This window comes from Streptomyces sp. A2-16, assembly GCF_018128905.1.
Taxonomy (GTDB): Bacteria; Actinomycetota; Actinomycetes; order Streptomycetales; family Streptomycetaceae; genus Streptomyces.
Genome location: NZ_CP063808.1, coordinates 940,888 through 954,249 on the forward strand (window position 1 = coordinate 940,888; position 13,362 = coordinate 954,249).

Consider the following 13,362-nt stretch of genomic DNA (forward strand, 5'->3'; position numbering starts at 1 on the left):
CGTGAGCGAGAGCAGTGCGGAGGCCGTCGTCGACGCCGCCGCTTCGGTGGCCCTCGCCTCCGCGACGGCGGCGGGCGGCGGCTGGCGCCGGGCGACCGGCATCGCGGGCGCCGCGATAGGCGTGGTCGCCGCAGGAGCCGCGGCGGGCGTGGCCATCGAGCGACTCACCGTCGGACGAGGCATGCGGCAGAAGGCGCGGCTCGCCCTGGACTCGACCGGGCCGTACGGCTCCCTGCGGGGCACCCCCGGCAAGGCGTACTCCGACGACGGCACCGAGCTGTACTACGAAGTCGACGACGTCGACCCGCAGGCCGTGCCCCCGCTGTCGCCGCGCCGGCGCCGGCTGTTCGGGCGCAAGGCCCCCGCGCCGGTCACCGTCGTCTTCAGCCACGGCTACTGCCTCAGCCAGGACTCCTGGCACTTCCAGCGGGCGGCGCTGCGGGGCGTCGTACGGACCGTGCACTGGGACCAGCGCAGCCACGGACGGTCCGGGCGGGGTGTGCGGCAGGTGCAGGACGGGGTGCCGGTCGACATCGAGCAGCTGGGGCGCGACCTGAAGGCCGTCATCGACGCGGCCGTGCCCGAGGGGCCGATCGTGCTCGTCGGACACTCCATGGGCGGGATGACCGTCATGGCGCTGGCCGACCAGTACCCCGAACTGATCCGCGACCGGGTGGTCGCGGTGGCCCTGGTCGGTACCTCGTCCGGGGGGCTCGGCGAGGTCAACTTCGGGCTGCCGGTCGCCGGCGTCAACGCCGTACGGCGGGTGCTGCCGGGCGTCCTCAAGGCGCTCGGGCAGCGGGCCGACCTGGTGGAGAAGGGGCGGCGGGCCACCGCTGACCTGTTCGCCGGGATCATCAAGCGCTACTCCTTCGCCTCCCGGGACGTCGACCCGGCCGTCGCCCGGTTCGCCGAGCGGATGATCGAGGGCACCCCGATCGACGTGGTCGCCGAGTACTACCCGGCGTTCGACAACCACGACAAGGCCGCGGCCCTCGTCCACTTCGCCGACAAGCCGGTGCTGGTCCTCGCCGGGGTCGGGGACATGGTCACGCCCAGCGAGCACAGCGAGGCGATCGCCTCCCAGCTGCCGGAGGCGGAGCTGGTGCTGGTCCCGGACGCCGGGCACCTGGTCATGCTGGAGCACCCGGAAGTGGTCACCGACCGCCTCGCCGACCTGCTCACCCGCGCGGGGGCGGTGCCCGCAGGGGCTACCGTTGGCGGTTATGGAAGCAGTACCGCGCAACCCGGTTGAGACCGAGCTGACCGTCACCTCCCCCGAGCAGATGCGCGAGCTGGGCCTGAAGCTCGCCAAGCTGCTGCGCGCCGGGGACCTCGTGATGCTCAGCGGGGAGCTCGGCGCGGGCAAGACGACACTGACCCGCGGACTCGGTGAGGGGCTCGGGGTGCGGGGGGCCGTGACCTCGCCGACCTTCGTGATCGCCCGGGTGCATCCGTCCCTGGGCGACGGGCCGCCGCTCGTCCACGTCGACGCGTACCGGCTGGGCGGCGGGCTCGACGAGATGGAGGACCTCGATCTCGACGTGTCCCTGCCGGAGTCGGTGATCGTCGTGGAGTGGGGCGAGGGCAAGGTCGAGGAACTGACCGACGACCGGCTCCAGGTGCAGATCCACCGCGCGGTCGGTGACACCACCGACGAGGTGCGGCACGTGACGCTGACGCCGGTCGGGGAGCGCTGGGCCGCGGCCGACCTCGGTGTGCTCACGGCCTGAGCGGCCGCTCCGCCTTTCGGCGCGCTTTTCCGTGAACGTTCCGACAAGACGTCGGCAAGATATTGCATTCGTCGTCTTGTGCGTGGTCACATGGTACCCACCCCGTAGTTAGGTGTACCTAACTACGCCGCCCCCGAACTTGAGGAGGCGTCCATGTCGGCCACCGAGAACCGGTCCCAGCCGCAGCCGCACGCGATCGCCGGCGGTGTGTCCATGCGCGATCTCCTGGCGTCCTGCGCGGCGGCGGAGGCCGTCTCGACACCGCCGCGGCTGCCCGATCCGGGGACGGGCCACAGGGTCGTGGAACGCGAGCGGCCCAAGGCCGCCTGAGCGGTCTCAGCGGATCACGACCACCTTCGCGCCGATCGTCGCGAAGGCCCACATGGCGTCGCCGTCGGGGCGTGACTCCCGGATGCCGCCCGTGCGCACGGCGGTGGCCGAGGGGATCGGGGGCCGCGCACTCGGCACGGCCGCGCTGAAGCCGATCGCCACGCCGTCCACGCTGGTGAAGCGGACCACGTGCTCGATGGGGGTGCCGTCGGTGCCGGTCACGGCGTTCGAGCGGGAGGTGACCGCGTAGGTGCCGGGAGCGGGGTCGACGGTGCCGGAGGCCACCTCGAAGGTGCGGGTGACCCGGCCCGCGGGGTTGACCAGCCAGACGCGGTTGTCGTCCACGGAGTACACGACGCGGGCGCCGGTCCCGGAGCCCGGCGGCAGGGCCGTGGGGTTCTGCCGGTCACGGGGGGCCTTGGCGACGGCGGCCGCGGGGGCGCTCCCGCTGGTGTGCGTCCTGGTCGGAGCCGTCGCGGAGGCCTGGTAGGCGAGGAAGCCGACCGTCGCGACGGCCGCGGTGGTGAGGGCGGTTACGAAGCCTGCGCTGCTGGGTGCCACCGGTTACCTCTTGAGTGATTGGTCCTGATTTGTGGCGACCGTAGCAGCTTGTCGGCCGTCAACCGCCCCGAAGACGGACTGCGGCCGCCCGGGGCCCCCGGGAGCCGTAGGCTGTTTGCGTGCTCTTGCTCGCTCTGGATACCGCCACCCCCGCCGTGACCGTCGCTCTGCACGACGGGCGGGACGTCGTCGCCTCCGCCGGTCGGGTGGACGCGCGGCGGCACGGGGAACTACTCCTTCCGGCCGTCGACCGGGTGCTCGCGGACGCGGGGGTGAAGCTGGACGCCGTCACCGGGATCGTCGTGGGAACCGGACCCGGGCCCTACACCGGACTGCGCGTCGGGCTGATGACCGCCGACACCTTCGGGCTCGCCCTCGGGATCCCCGTCCACGGGATGTGCACCCTGGACGGGCTCGCCTACGCCTCCGGCCTCGACGAGGGACCCTTCGTCGTGGCGACCGACGCACGGCGCAAGGAGGTCTACTGGGCCCGGTACGAGGACCCCCGCACCCGGGTCGGTGAACCCTCCGTCGACCGGCCCGCCGACATCGCCGAGCAGGTCGAGGGACTGCCCGCCGTCGGCGCCGGGGCGCTGCTCTACCCCGACACCTTCCCCGACGCCCGCGACCCCGAGCACGTCTCCGCCGCCGCGCTCGCCTCCCTCGCCGCCGCACGGATCGCGGCCGGTGAGGAACTGCCCGCCCCGCGGCCGCTGTATCTGCGGCGGCCCGACGCCCAGGTCCCCAAGAACTACAAGGTGGTCACCCCCAAGTGACCGCACCCGTGATTCCCGTGCTGCGCGAGATGCGGTGGTGGGACATCGACTCCGTCCTGGAGCTGGAGAAGGACCTCTTCCCGGAGGACGCCTGGTCCCGGGGCATGTTCTGGTCCGAACTCGCCCACTCCCGGGGCCCCGAGGCCACCCGGCGGTACGTGGTGGCCGAGGACGACGGGCGGATCGTGGGCTACGCGGGCCTCGCCTCCGCCGGGGAGCTCGCCGACGTCCAGACGATCGCCGTCGCCCGCGACCACTGGGGCACCGGACTCGGCGCGACCCTGCTGACCGAGCTGCTGCGGGCCGCGACCGCCTTCGAGTGCGCCGAAGTGATGCTGGAGTGCCGGATCGACAACATCCGCGCCCAGAAGCTCTACGAGCGCTTCGGCTTCGAGGCCATCGGGTTCCGGCGCGGCTACTACCAGCCGGGCAATGTGGACGCCCTGGTGATGCGCCTCACCGACCCTTCAACTTCCGTACGAGGAACCGAGATCAATGGCTGACGAACCGCTTGTCCTGGGTATCGAGACCTCCTGTGACGAGACCGGCGTCGGCATCGTCCGGGGCACCACCCTGCTGGCCGACGCCATCGCGTCCAGCGTCGACGAGCACGCCCGCTTCGGCGGAGTGGTGCCGGAGGTGGCCAGCAGGGCCCACCTGGAGGCGATGGTGCCGACCATCGAGCGCGCCCTGAAGGAGGCCGGGATCTCCGCGAGGGACCTCGACGGCATCGCCGTCACCGCCGGTCCCGGACTCGCCGGTGCCCTCCTCGTCGGGGTCTCCGCCGCGAAGGCGTACGCCTACGCCCTCGGCAAGCCGCTCTACGGCGTCAACCACCTCGCCTCCCACATCTGCGTCGACCAGCTGGAGCACGGGGCGCTGCCCGAGCCGACGATGGCGCTGCTCGTCTCCGGCGGGCACTCCTCGCTGCTGCTGTCGAGCGACATCACCTCCGACGTCCGGCCGATGGGCGCCACCATCGACGACGCGGCCGGCGAGGCCTTCGACAAGATCGCCCGGGTGCTGAACCTCGGCTTCCCCGGCGGTCCCGTCATCGACCGGTACGCGCGCGAGGGCGACCCCTCGGCGATCGCGTTCCCGCGCGGACTGACCGGACCGCGCGACCCGGCGTACGACTTCTCCTTCTCCGGGCTGAAGACGGCCGTCGCCCGCTGGATCGAGGCGAAGCGGGCCGCGGGGGAGGAGGTGCCGGTGCGTGACGTGGCGGCCTCCTTCCAGGAGGCGGTCGTGGACGTGCTGACCCGCAAGGCCGTGCGGGCCTGCAAGGACGAGGGCGTCGACCACCTGATGATCGGCGGCGGTGTGGCCGCCAACTCCCGGCTGCGGGCCCTGGCCCAGGAGCGCTGCGAGGCGGCCGGGATCCGGCTCAGGGTCCCGCGGCCCAAGCTGTGCACCGACAACGGCGCGATGGTCGCCGCCCTCGGCGCGGAGATGGTGGCCCGCAACCGCCCGGCCTCCAGCTGGGACCTCTCCGCCGACTCCTCCCTGCCGGTGACCGACCCGCATGTGCCGGGCCACGACCACGTCCACGAGGTCAGCAAGGAGAACCTGTACTCGTGACGGTCGCGCTGATGTGGGAGGCCCGGGCGGCGGAGGGCCGCGGCGAGGAACTGCTCGCCTGGGCCCGCCGCCAGGAGCTTCCCGTACGACCCCTGCGGCGGGAGACCCTGCGGGCACCGCAGGACCGCGTCCTGGTCATCACCTGGTGGGACGCGGCCTACGACGCCGAGCTGCCCGAACTGCCCGAGCCGGACGGCGCGTTGGTGGCCCGGGCGGTGCACCGCTGGCGGTTCGAGACCGTGCGGTGACGGCGGCTCCTACGACACCGCCGTCTCGCAGCGCAGCCGGCGGTCCGGGCCCAGCTCCCGCACCGGGCCCGTGACCCGCAGCCGTGCCGTGTGCCGGACGTCCGCGCTCGATGCCGCCAGCCGCAGTTCCAGGTCGCCCGCCTCCACGACGCGGCGGCCCCTGCGGTCGGTGAAGGCCGACAGCTCGGCGTGGAAGCGGAAGGTCACGCGACGGGACTCGCCCGGGGCCAGCTCCAGCCGCCGGTAACCGACCAGACGGACGTCCGGGCGGGTCACCGAGGCCACCGGGTCGTGCAGATACAGCTGGACGACCTCGGCGCCCGCCAGGTCCCCCGCGTTGCGCACGGTCAGGGACAGGTCGTACGTGCCGTCCGTGGTGAGCTCGGGGGCCGTTCCCCCGAAGTCCTCCCACACGAACTCCGTGTAGGAGCGTCCGTGCCCGAAGGCGTACAGCGGGGTCGGGTCCAGGTTGCTGACCTCGCCCGCGAGGCCGAGCGGCGGCTGGAGGTAGGTCCAGGGCTGGCCGCCGGGCAGCTGCGGGACGCTCACCGGGAGGCGGCCCGAGGGGTTCACCCGGCCCGACAGCACACCCGCGACGGCCGGGCCACCCTCCTCGCCGGGGAAGAAGGCCTGGACGACCGCGCCGAGCCTGCCGTGCCAGCGGCCGAGCGCGTAGGGGCGGCCGGTCAGCAGGACCAGCACGACCGGGACGCCGGTCGCCACCAGCGAGTCCAGCAACTCGCCCTGCACGCCGGGCAGTCGCAGGTCCGTCACATCGCAGCCCTCGCCCGAGGTGCCCCGGCCGAACAGGCCCGCCCGGTCGCCGAGCACCGCCACGCAGACGTCCGCCTCGGCCGTGCGGGCCACCGCCTCCTCGAAGCCGGCGGTGTCCGGGTCGTCGACCCCGCAGCCCTCGGTGAACGTCACCTTGGCGTCGGGGAGTTCGGTGCGCAGCGCCTGAAGGACCGTGGGGATCTCGATGCCCATCGGGATGTCGGGGTGATGGGTGAGGACGTGGGAGGGGAAGGAGTAGCAGCCCAGCATGGCGAGGGCGTCGGCGGCGCGGGGGCCGACGACCGCGATCCGGGTGTCGGGGGCCAGCGGGAGCAGGCCGTCCGGGTTGTCCAGGAGCACCACCGACTCCTCGGCGAGACGGCGGGCCAGGGCGCGGTTCGCCGTCGAGTCGAGGTCGATGCGCTCGGTGGGCTCGGGGTTCCAGTCCTCGTCCAGGAGGCCCAGCTCGCACTTCTGGAGCAGGACCCGGCGGGCCGCCCGGTCGATCAGCGACTCGGGGACCTCGCCCGCGCGGACGGCCTCGATCAGGGGGGTGCCGTAGCACTTGAGGGTCGGCAGTTCGACGTCGAGGCCCGCCGCCAGCGCCGCGTGGGCCGCGCCCGCCTCGGTGCCGGCGATCCGGTGCTGGCTCTGCAGGAAGCCGACGCCGAAGTAGTCGGCGACCACCGTGCCGGTGAACCCCCACTCCTCGCGCAGCAGTTCGGTCAGCAGGCCGGGGTCGGCGGAGGCCGGGACGCCGTCCGTGTCGGTGTACGCGGCCATCACCGAGCGGGCCCCGCCCTCGCGCAGCGCGAACTCGAAGGGGGGCAGGGTGATGTCGGCGAACTCCCGCACCCCCGCCCGCACAGGTGCGAGGTTGCGGGCGCCGGCCGAGGAGGCATACCCGGCGAAGTGCTTGAGCGTGGCGACGATCCCGGCCCGCTCCAGGCCCCGGACGTACGCGGCGCCGATCGTGCCCACCAGGTACGGGTCCTCGCCGATCGTCTCCTCGACCCGTCCCCAGCGCGGGTCGCGGACGACGTCCAGGACGGGGGCCAGGCCCTGGTGGACGCCGACCGCGCGCAGGTCGCGGCCGATGGCACCGGCCATCTCCTCGACCAGTTCGGCGTCCCAGCTCGCGCCCCAGGCGAGCGGGACGGGATAGGCGGTGGCCCGCCAGGTGGTGAAGCCGGCCAGGCACTCCTCGTGGGCCAGGGCCGGGATGCCGAAGCGCCCGGCCTCGGCGATACGGCGCTGGGCGCGGGCCAGTGCCTGCGCGCCCAGCGCCGGGTCCACGGGGGCGGTGCCGAAGGGGCGGGTGAGCTGGCCCAGGCCCCGGGTGATCAGCTCGTCCCAGTCGTAGTCCGAGGTCATCTCGCGCTGGAGGGGGGCGACTCCGTCCCCGTCCGTGTCGGCGCCCACCCACACGCCGTAGAGCTGGGCGGTCTTCTCCTCCAGGGTCATCCGGGAGAGGAGGTCGTCGACACGGGCGGAGGCGGTCAGGGCGGGGTCACGCCAGGGCGCGGTGGTCATGTAACTCCTGTCGGGCTCGACTGTCGGGTCGACGAACCTCGCGAATGTTTCGATATGTAATCCGAATGTTTTGGGAACCTAGGGCCGTCAGGAGGGTTCGTCAAGAGGTCGCGCAGGGATACGATCGCCGCCATGACACCCCCGGAGCCCGCTGAAACCCGGACGACTTCCCCTGCGGTGGGACGGTCGCAGCAGACCGCGACCCTCGCCGAGATCGCCCGGGAGGCCGGCGTCTCGGCGCCGACAGTTTCGAAGGTCCTCAACGGCCGTGCCGACGTCGCGCCCGCGACCCGCGCCCGCGTGGAGGACCTGCTGCGCGCGCACGGCTACCGGCGCCGGCGCGCCGAGGCCAGCCGTTCGCCCCTGATCGACCTGGTCTTCCACGAGCTGGAGAGCGCGTGGGCGATGGAGGTCATCCGCGGCGTGGAGAACGTGGCCCGCGACGCCGGGCTCAGTGTCGTGCTGAGCGAGAGCGCGGGACGGCTCACCCCCGGGCGCACCTGGGCCGACCAGGTCGCCGCCCGCCGCCCCCACGGGGTGGTCCTCGTGCTCTCCGGGCTCGACGAGTCCCAGCGCGCACTGCTGGGCAGCAGGTCGATCCCGTTCGTGGTGATGGACCCGGCCGGCGACCCGGGTGCCGACGTGCCCTCCATCGGCGCCACCAACTGGCAGGGCGGGCTCGCCGCCACCCGGCACCTGGTCGAGCTGGGGCACCGCAGGATCGGCGCGATCAGCGGACCGTCCCGCATGATGTGCAGCCGCGCCCGCGTCGACGGCTACCGGGCCGCCCTGGAGACCGCCGGACTGCCCGTCGACCCCGAGCTGATCATGCCCGGCGACTTCCACCACGAGACCGGCTACCGGCAGGGCCTGGAGCTGCTGCGCCGCCCGGACCGGCCCACCGCGGTCTTCGCCGGCAACGACCTCCAGGCGCTCGGTCTGTACGAGGCCGCGCGCGAACTGGGACTGCGCATCCCGGAGGACCTGAGCGTGGTCGGGTTCGACGACCTTCCGGTGGCGCCCTGGGTGGGGCCGCCGCTGACGACCGTACGGCAGCCGCTGACCGAGATGGCCGAGGCCGCGGCCAAGCTGGTGCTCGACCTGGGCCGGGACGGCGAGACCCCGGCCGCGACGCGGGTGGAACTGGCGACCAGCCTGGTGGTGCGCAGCAGCACGGGGGCGCCTCCGGCCACACCCCTCCGAAGCTGATCGGTTGCATGGTCGAAACTTTCGAGGCGCTGCGAGAGGCGGCCCGCGCCGGTTGAGAAGTCTGAGATTTTCCGAAGAAAGTCGGCCCGGAGGCGTTCCTCGTAATAATTCGGACTTACGTTCCTCCCTGTGAGCGGAGACGACGAGGACAGACGGACGGGCCGGCGGCCGAGACTGATGAAGGCCGCCGGCCTCACCCTGGCAGGCCTGTTGGTGCTGGGCGCCGGGACGGCCGGCTGGGTCTACTGGCACCTCAACAACAACATCAAGAGCGTCGACATCAACAGCGCGCTCGGCGACGACCGCCCCGCCAAGGTGACGCCCACCCCCACGGCCTCGCAGGAGGAGGCGGCGCTGCCCACCGAGGCCCTCAACATCCTGGTCCTGGGCTCCGACTCGCGCAGCGGCAAGGAGAACCAGGCGCTCGGCGGCGGCAGCAGCACCGGGGCCCGGTCCGACACCGCGATGGTCGTCCACGTCGACGCGGGCCGCACCAAAGCCACCGTGGTCAGCATCCCGCGCGACACCCTCGTCACCCGCCCGTCGTGCCCCCTGGAGAGCGGGGGCTCCACGGCGGTGTCGTACGGCGCGATGTTCAACAGCGCCTACGCGGTGGGCGGTCCGGTGTGCGCGGTCAAGACCGTCGAGTCGATCACGAACGTCCGCATGGACCACTACATCGAGATCGACTTCTCCGGCTTCGCGAAGCTGGTGAACGCCCTCGGCGGGGTCACGGTGACCACCGACGAGGACATCGACGACGACGACAGTCACCTGCACCTGAAGGCGGGCACCCACCACCTGGACGGCAAGCGGGCCCTCGCGCTCGCCCGCACCCGGCACGGCATAGGCGACGGCAGCGACCTCGGCCGAATAGGCCTCCAGCAGAAGCTGGTGAAGGCCCTGCTGGAGCAGATCTCCTCGACGAACCTGCTGACCAGCCCCACCAAGCTGTACTCCGTCGCCGACGCGATCACCGGCAGCCTCACCACCGACACCGGCCTCGACTCCCTGACCGAACTGATGAGCCTCGGCGAGAGCCTGAAGGGCCTGTCGAGCGACGAGGTGAAGACCGTGACCATGCCGGTCGTGACCGCGCCCTCCAACCCCAACCGGGTGGTGGCGAAGGAACCGGCGGCGAGTGAGCTGTGGGAGTCGCTCCGCTGAGTTCTCGCTGACGTGTGCACCGAAAATCTGGACGCCTGTTGCAACCAGCGGGCGTCCAGTGGTGTCTGTTGCGGTGACCACACTGCAGTAACCAGGGGGAACACCGATGTCCAACTCGCGTTCGTACAAAGCTTGGTCCGTACCGCTGATCGCCGGAGTGCTCGCGCTCGGCGGGATCCCCGCCCTCGCCGGCAGCGCCGCGGCGGACGAATCGAAGGCCGTCCAGGACGACTTCAACGGCGACGGCTACAAGGACCTCGCCGTCGGCGCCCCGATCGCCACGGTCGGCGGCAAGCAGGGGGCGGGCTACGTCACCGTCATGTACGGCGGCCCGCACGGCCTGACCAAGGACCACCGCACCATCATCAGCCGTTCCACCAGCGGGATCCCGGGCGATCCCGCCGCGGGCGAGAACTTCGGCTACCAGCTGTCCACGGGGGACCTGGACGGCGACGGGCGCACCGACCTGATCATCGGTCAGGCCTCCTCGACCCGGGACGCGGTCGTCGTCTGGGGCGCCAAGGAGGGCCTGTCCGGCGGCGTGTCCGTGCCCGCGGCGACCACCCAGGCAGGCGACTTCGACGGTGACAGCTGGCCGGACCTGGTCCTGTTCCGCGGCGGCCGTGCCTCGGGCGACGACCCGCTCGGCACCAAGGCCACCGTCTGGCGGGGCCCGATCTCCAGGACCGGGAAGCCGACCGCCACGCAGGACTTCGGCTCGACCAAGGTGGACCCCTACGACGTGATGTACGCGGCCGCCGGTGACGTCAACGGCGACGGCCGCGACGATCTCGCGCTGACCGTCTACACCGGCGACGGCGGCATCGGCTCCCAGCTCTACGTGGCCAACGCCTCCGGAGGCGCCTTCACCTATGCCGCGGGCCCCGAGGGCAGCGGCAAGGTGGCCTTCGGCGACGTCAACGGCGACGGCTTCGACGACGTCGTCCGGGGCGTCCCGAACGACTCCACGGTCACCGTGGCCCTCGGCTCCGCCTCCGGCCTGAAGCCGGCGTCGACCTGGAAGTCGTACAGCCAGGACACCGAGGGGGTCCCCGGCGGCAAGGAGGAGGAGGACGCCTTCGGCTACGCGGTGGCCGCCGGTGACGTCAACGGCGACGGTTACGCCGACGTGGCCGTGGGCGCGCCCGGCGAGAAGCTCGGCGACAAGGACGGGGCCGGCATGGTCAACGTCCTCTACGGCAGCCGCGACGGCCTGACCGGCACGGGCGCCCAGGGCTTCACCCAGGACACCGACGGCGTCCCCGGTGCCGCGGAGGCGAGCGACAACTTCGGCGACGCGGTCAGCGTCCTCGACATCAACGGCAACGCCTACGCGGACCTCGCGGCGGCGGCGTCCCGCGAGAACATGGTCGAAGGCGGGAACAGCGGTGAAGGCGCGGTCTGGTCGCTGCGAGGGCGTCCGACGGGCATCGTGACGGACGCGGCGTTCACCTTCGGGCCCCGCACGGTCGGGGCGCCGGTCGAGCGGGCGACGTTCGGCGGCTCGCTGTCGTAGCAGGTCAGGCCCCTGCTTGAGGGGCCGGAAAAAACTCCGAAGAAATCCGCGGGGTCTGTCGATCCCGGCCTCTCCCGATCGACGCACTGGTGAGAGGCCGGGAAGGACCGGCCCCGCAGCGACCGAGGAGTCACCATGCCGCGTTACCTGTCGATGGTCCAGATCGACGAGAAGACCGCTCCCGCCGAGGGTCCCAGCGACGCGCTCATGCAGCGGATGGGCGAGCTGATCGAGGAGATGACGAAGGCCGGTGTGCTGCTCGACACCGCCGGGCTGATGCCGACCGCGCAGGGGGCCCGGGTCCGCTGGGAGAAGGGCGAGCTGTCGGTGACCGACGGGCCCTTCACCGAGGCCAAGGAGGTCGTCGGGGGGTACGCGATCGTGCAGGCCAAGGACATGGCCGAGGCGATCGAGTGGACCAAGCGCTTCCTGAAGGTCCACGAGGAGCACTGGACGGTCACCTGCGAGGTGCGGGAGATCGTGGAGGGCTGAGCCGGCAGGATCGGTTCGTCTTCCTTGGCCGTACGGCCGCAACGGTGTCGAATGGGGGGCTGTGACCACCTCACAGCCCTCCCGCACCGACGCCCGCTCCACCGTCGAGACCGTCTTCCGCATGGAGTCCCCGCGCGTCATCGCCGGCGTCACCCGGGTCGTCCGGGACGTCGGCATCGCCGAGGAACTCGCCCAGGACGCGCTGGTCGCCGCGCTGGAGCAGTGGCCGCGCGACGGCGTCCCCGACAACCCGGGCGCCTGGCTCATGGCCATCGCGCGCCGCCGTGCCGTGGACCTGGTCCGCCGCCGCGAGAACTACGCCCGCAAGCTGGCCGAGATCGGCCGGGACCTGTCGGAGACCGCCCCGCCGGAGGAGCCCGCCGACCCCGAGGACATCGACGACGACCTGCTCAGGCTCGTCTTCACCACCTGTCACCCGGTGCTGTCGGCGGAGGCCCGCACCGCCCTCACCCTGCGCCTGCTCGGCGGTCTGACCACCCCCGAGATCGCCCGCGCCTTCCTCGTCCCGGAGGCCACGGTCGCCCAGCGCATCGTGCGCGCCAAGCGGACCCTCGCCACGAAGAACATCGCCTTCGAGGTGCCCTACGGCCCCGACCGCGAGGCCCGCCTCGGCTCCGTCCTGGACGTCATCTACCTGATCTTCAACGAGGGTTACGCGGCCACCGCCGGCGACGACTGGCTGCGCCCCTCCCTGTGCGAGGACGCCCTGCGCCTGGCCCGTCTGCTGTCCGCGCTCATGCCCAAGGAACCCGAAGTGCACGGCCTCGCGGCCCTGTTGGAGTTCCAGGCCTCCCGGACGGCCGCCCGCACCGGACCGCGCGGCGAACCCGTCCTGCTCAGGGACCAGAACCGCAGCCGCTGGAACCGCATGCTCATCGCGCGCGGCATCAAAGCCCTGTCCCGCGCGGAGGCCACTTCCCCCGCTCTCGGGTTCGCTCGACCGGGGGGACCCCCATCCGGCGCCCCCGGCCCCTACGTCCTGCAGGCCACCATCGCCGCCTGCCACGCGCACGCGTACTCCTACGAGGACACCGACTGGCCCGCCATCGCCACCCTCTACGCCCTGCTCGCCGCCCGCGCCCCCTCCCCGGTCGTCGAACTCAACCGCGCGGTCGCGGTCTCGATGGCCGAGGGACCGGGCCCGGCCCTGGAGATCGTCGACGCGCTCGCCGACGAACCCGCCCTGCTCGACTACCACTTGCTGCCGAGCGTCCGCGGCGACCTCCTCGCCCGCCTAGGCCGTACGACGGAGGCGCGGGCCGAGTTCGAACGGGCGGCCGCGCTGACCCGCAACGAACGGGAGCGGGAGCTGCTCCTCGAGCGGGCGCGGGAGTGCGGATCTTGACCTGAATTCGCACAGGCGTTTACCAGTAACTCGGTTCCCCCCTGTTTCCTTGCGAATTAAAGTGACGTGGCCCCCT

14 protein-coding genes are annotated in these 13,362 nt (G+C 72.5%); 12 read left to right on the top strand and 2 right to left on the bottom strand.

The window, feature by feature from the left end; genetic code table 11:
- Window position 1 precedes the first annotated feature (1 nt).
- From IOD14_RS04535 to IOD14_RS04545, 3 genes are all read left to right on the top strand, one after another.
- Window positions 2-1,255 (top strand): alpha/beta hydrolase, encoded by a 1,254-nt coding sequence (locus IOD14_RS04535; RefSeq protein WP_123991126.1) that lies wholly within the window; start codon window positions 2-4, stop codon window positions 1,253-1,255.
- Complete coding sequence (tsaE, locus tag IOD14_RS04540; protein ID WP_123991127.1) at window positions 1,227-1,733, top strand: tRNA (adenosine(37)-N6)-threonylcarbamoyltransferase complex ATPase subunit type 1 TsaE; 507 nt, start codon at window positions 1,227-1,229, stop codon at window positions 1,731-1,733. Before IOD14_RS04535 ends, tsaE begins: the two co-directional genes overlap by 29 nt.
- A gap of 153 nt (window positions 1,734-1,886) precedes the next feature.
- On the top strand, window positions 1,887-2,063 hold the full coding sequence (locus tag IOD14_RS04545; protein WP_174269209.1) for a hypothetical protein: 177 nt from the start codon (window positions 1,887-1,889) through the stop codon (window positions 2,061-2,063).
- Window positions 2,064-2,069: 6 nt separating this feature from the next.
- Here IOD14_RS04545 and IOD14_RS04550 read toward each other — a convergent pair whose 3' ends face one another.
- Window positions 2,070-2,624 carry a hypothetical protein gene (locus IOD14_RS04550; RefSeq protein WP_123991128.1) on the bottom strand — a complete coding sequence of 185 codons (555 nt, stop codon included), beginning with the start codon at window positions 2,622-2,624 and terminating at the stop codon, window positions 2,070-2,072.
- A gap of 119 nt (window positions 2,625-2,743) precedes the next feature.
- Between IOD14_RS04550 and tsaB the strand changes: the two genes are divergently transcribed.
- The 4 genes from tsaB to IOD14_RS04570 are packed head-to-tail and all read left to right on the top strand — an operon-like array spanning window position 2,744 to window position 5,229.
- Window positions 2,744-3,400 carry a tRNA (adenosine(37)-N6)-threonylcarbamoyltransferase complex dimerization subunit type 1 TsaB gene (gene tsaB / locus IOD14_RS04555; protein WP_212669703.1) on the top strand — a complete coding sequence of 219 codons (657 nt, stop codon included), beginning with the start codon at window positions 2,744-2,746 and terminating at the stop codon, window positions 3,398-3,400.
- Window positions 3,397-3,903 carry a ribosomal protein S18-alanine N-acetyltransferase gene (gene rimI, locus IOD14_RS04560; protein ID WP_123991130.1) on the top strand — a complete coding sequence of 169 codons (507 nt, stop codon included), beginning with the start codon at window positions 3,397-3,399 and terminating at the stop codon, window positions 3,901-3,903. Before tsaB ends, rimI begins: the two co-directional genes overlap by 4 nt.
- Window positions 3,896-4,981 carry a tRNA (adenosine(37)-N6)-threonylcarbamoyltransferase complex transferase subunit TsaD gene (gene tsaD / locus IOD14_RS04565; RefSeq protein WP_123991131.1) on the top strand — a complete coding sequence of 362 codons (1,086 nt, stop codon included), beginning with the start codon at window positions 3,896-3,898 and terminating at the stop codon, window positions 4,979-4,981. The genes rimI and tsaD overlap by 8 nt, the downstream gene beginning before the upstream one ends.
- Window positions 4,978-5,229, top strand: coding sequence for a hypothetical protein (locus IOD14_RS04570; RefSeq protein WP_123991132.1), 252 nt, complete (start codon window positions 4,978-4,980; stop codon window positions 5,227-5,229). Before tsaD ends, IOD14_RS04570 begins: the two co-directional genes overlap by 4 nt.
- A gap of 9 nt (window positions 5,230-5,238) precedes the next feature.
- Here the strand turns inward: IOD14_RS04570 and IOD14_RS04575 are convergent, their stop codons facing one another.
- Complete coding sequence (locus tag IOD14_RS04575) at window positions 5,239-7,536, bottom strand: glycoside hydrolase family 3 N-terminal domain-containing protein (protein WP_123991133.1); 2,298 nt, start codon at window positions 7,534-7,536, stop codon at window positions 5,239-5,241.
- A gap of 132 nt (window positions 7,537-7,668) precedes the next feature.
- Between IOD14_RS04575 and IOD14_RS04580 the strand changes: the two genes are divergently transcribed.
- The 5 genes from IOD14_RS04580 (at window position 7,669) to IOD14_RS04600 (ending at window position 13,286) form a co-directional block, all read left to right on the top strand.
- Window positions 7,669-8,745, top strand: a complete 1,077-nt coding sequence (locus IOD14_RS04580; protein WP_123991134.1) for a LacI family DNA-binding transcriptional regulator — start codon at window positions 7,669-7,671, stop codon at window positions 8,743-8,745.
- A 177-nt stretch (window positions 8,746-8,922) separates the two neighbouring features.
- Window positions 8,923-9,912: an LCP family protein gene (locus IOD14_RS04585; RefSeq protein WP_249126245.1), complete on the top strand. Its 990-nt coding sequence runs from the start codon at window positions 8,923-8,925 to the stop codon at window positions 9,910-9,912.
- A 106-nt stretch (window positions 9,913-10,018) separates the two neighbouring features.
- Window positions 10,019-11,428, top strand: coding sequence for an FG-GAP-like repeat-containing protein (locus IOD14_RS04590; RefSeq protein ID WP_212669704.1), 1,410 nt, complete (start codon window positions 10,019-10,021; stop codon window positions 11,426-11,428).
- Between the two features lie 135 nt (window positions 11,429-11,563).
- Window positions 11,564-11,920 (top strand): YciI family protein, encoded by a 357-nt coding sequence (locus IOD14_RS04595; protein ID WP_123991136.1) that lies wholly within the window; start codon window positions 11,564-11,566, stop codon window positions 11,918-11,920.
- A 61-nt stretch (window positions 11,921-11,981) separates the two neighbouring features.
- A complete protein-coding gene (locus IOD14_RS04600; RefSeq protein WP_212669705.1) occupies window positions 11,982-13,286 on the top strand; it encodes a sigma-70 family RNA polymerase sigma factor in 1,305 nt (434 codons plus the stop codon).
- The last annotated feature ends 76 nt before the right edge of the window (window positions 13,287-13,362 follow it).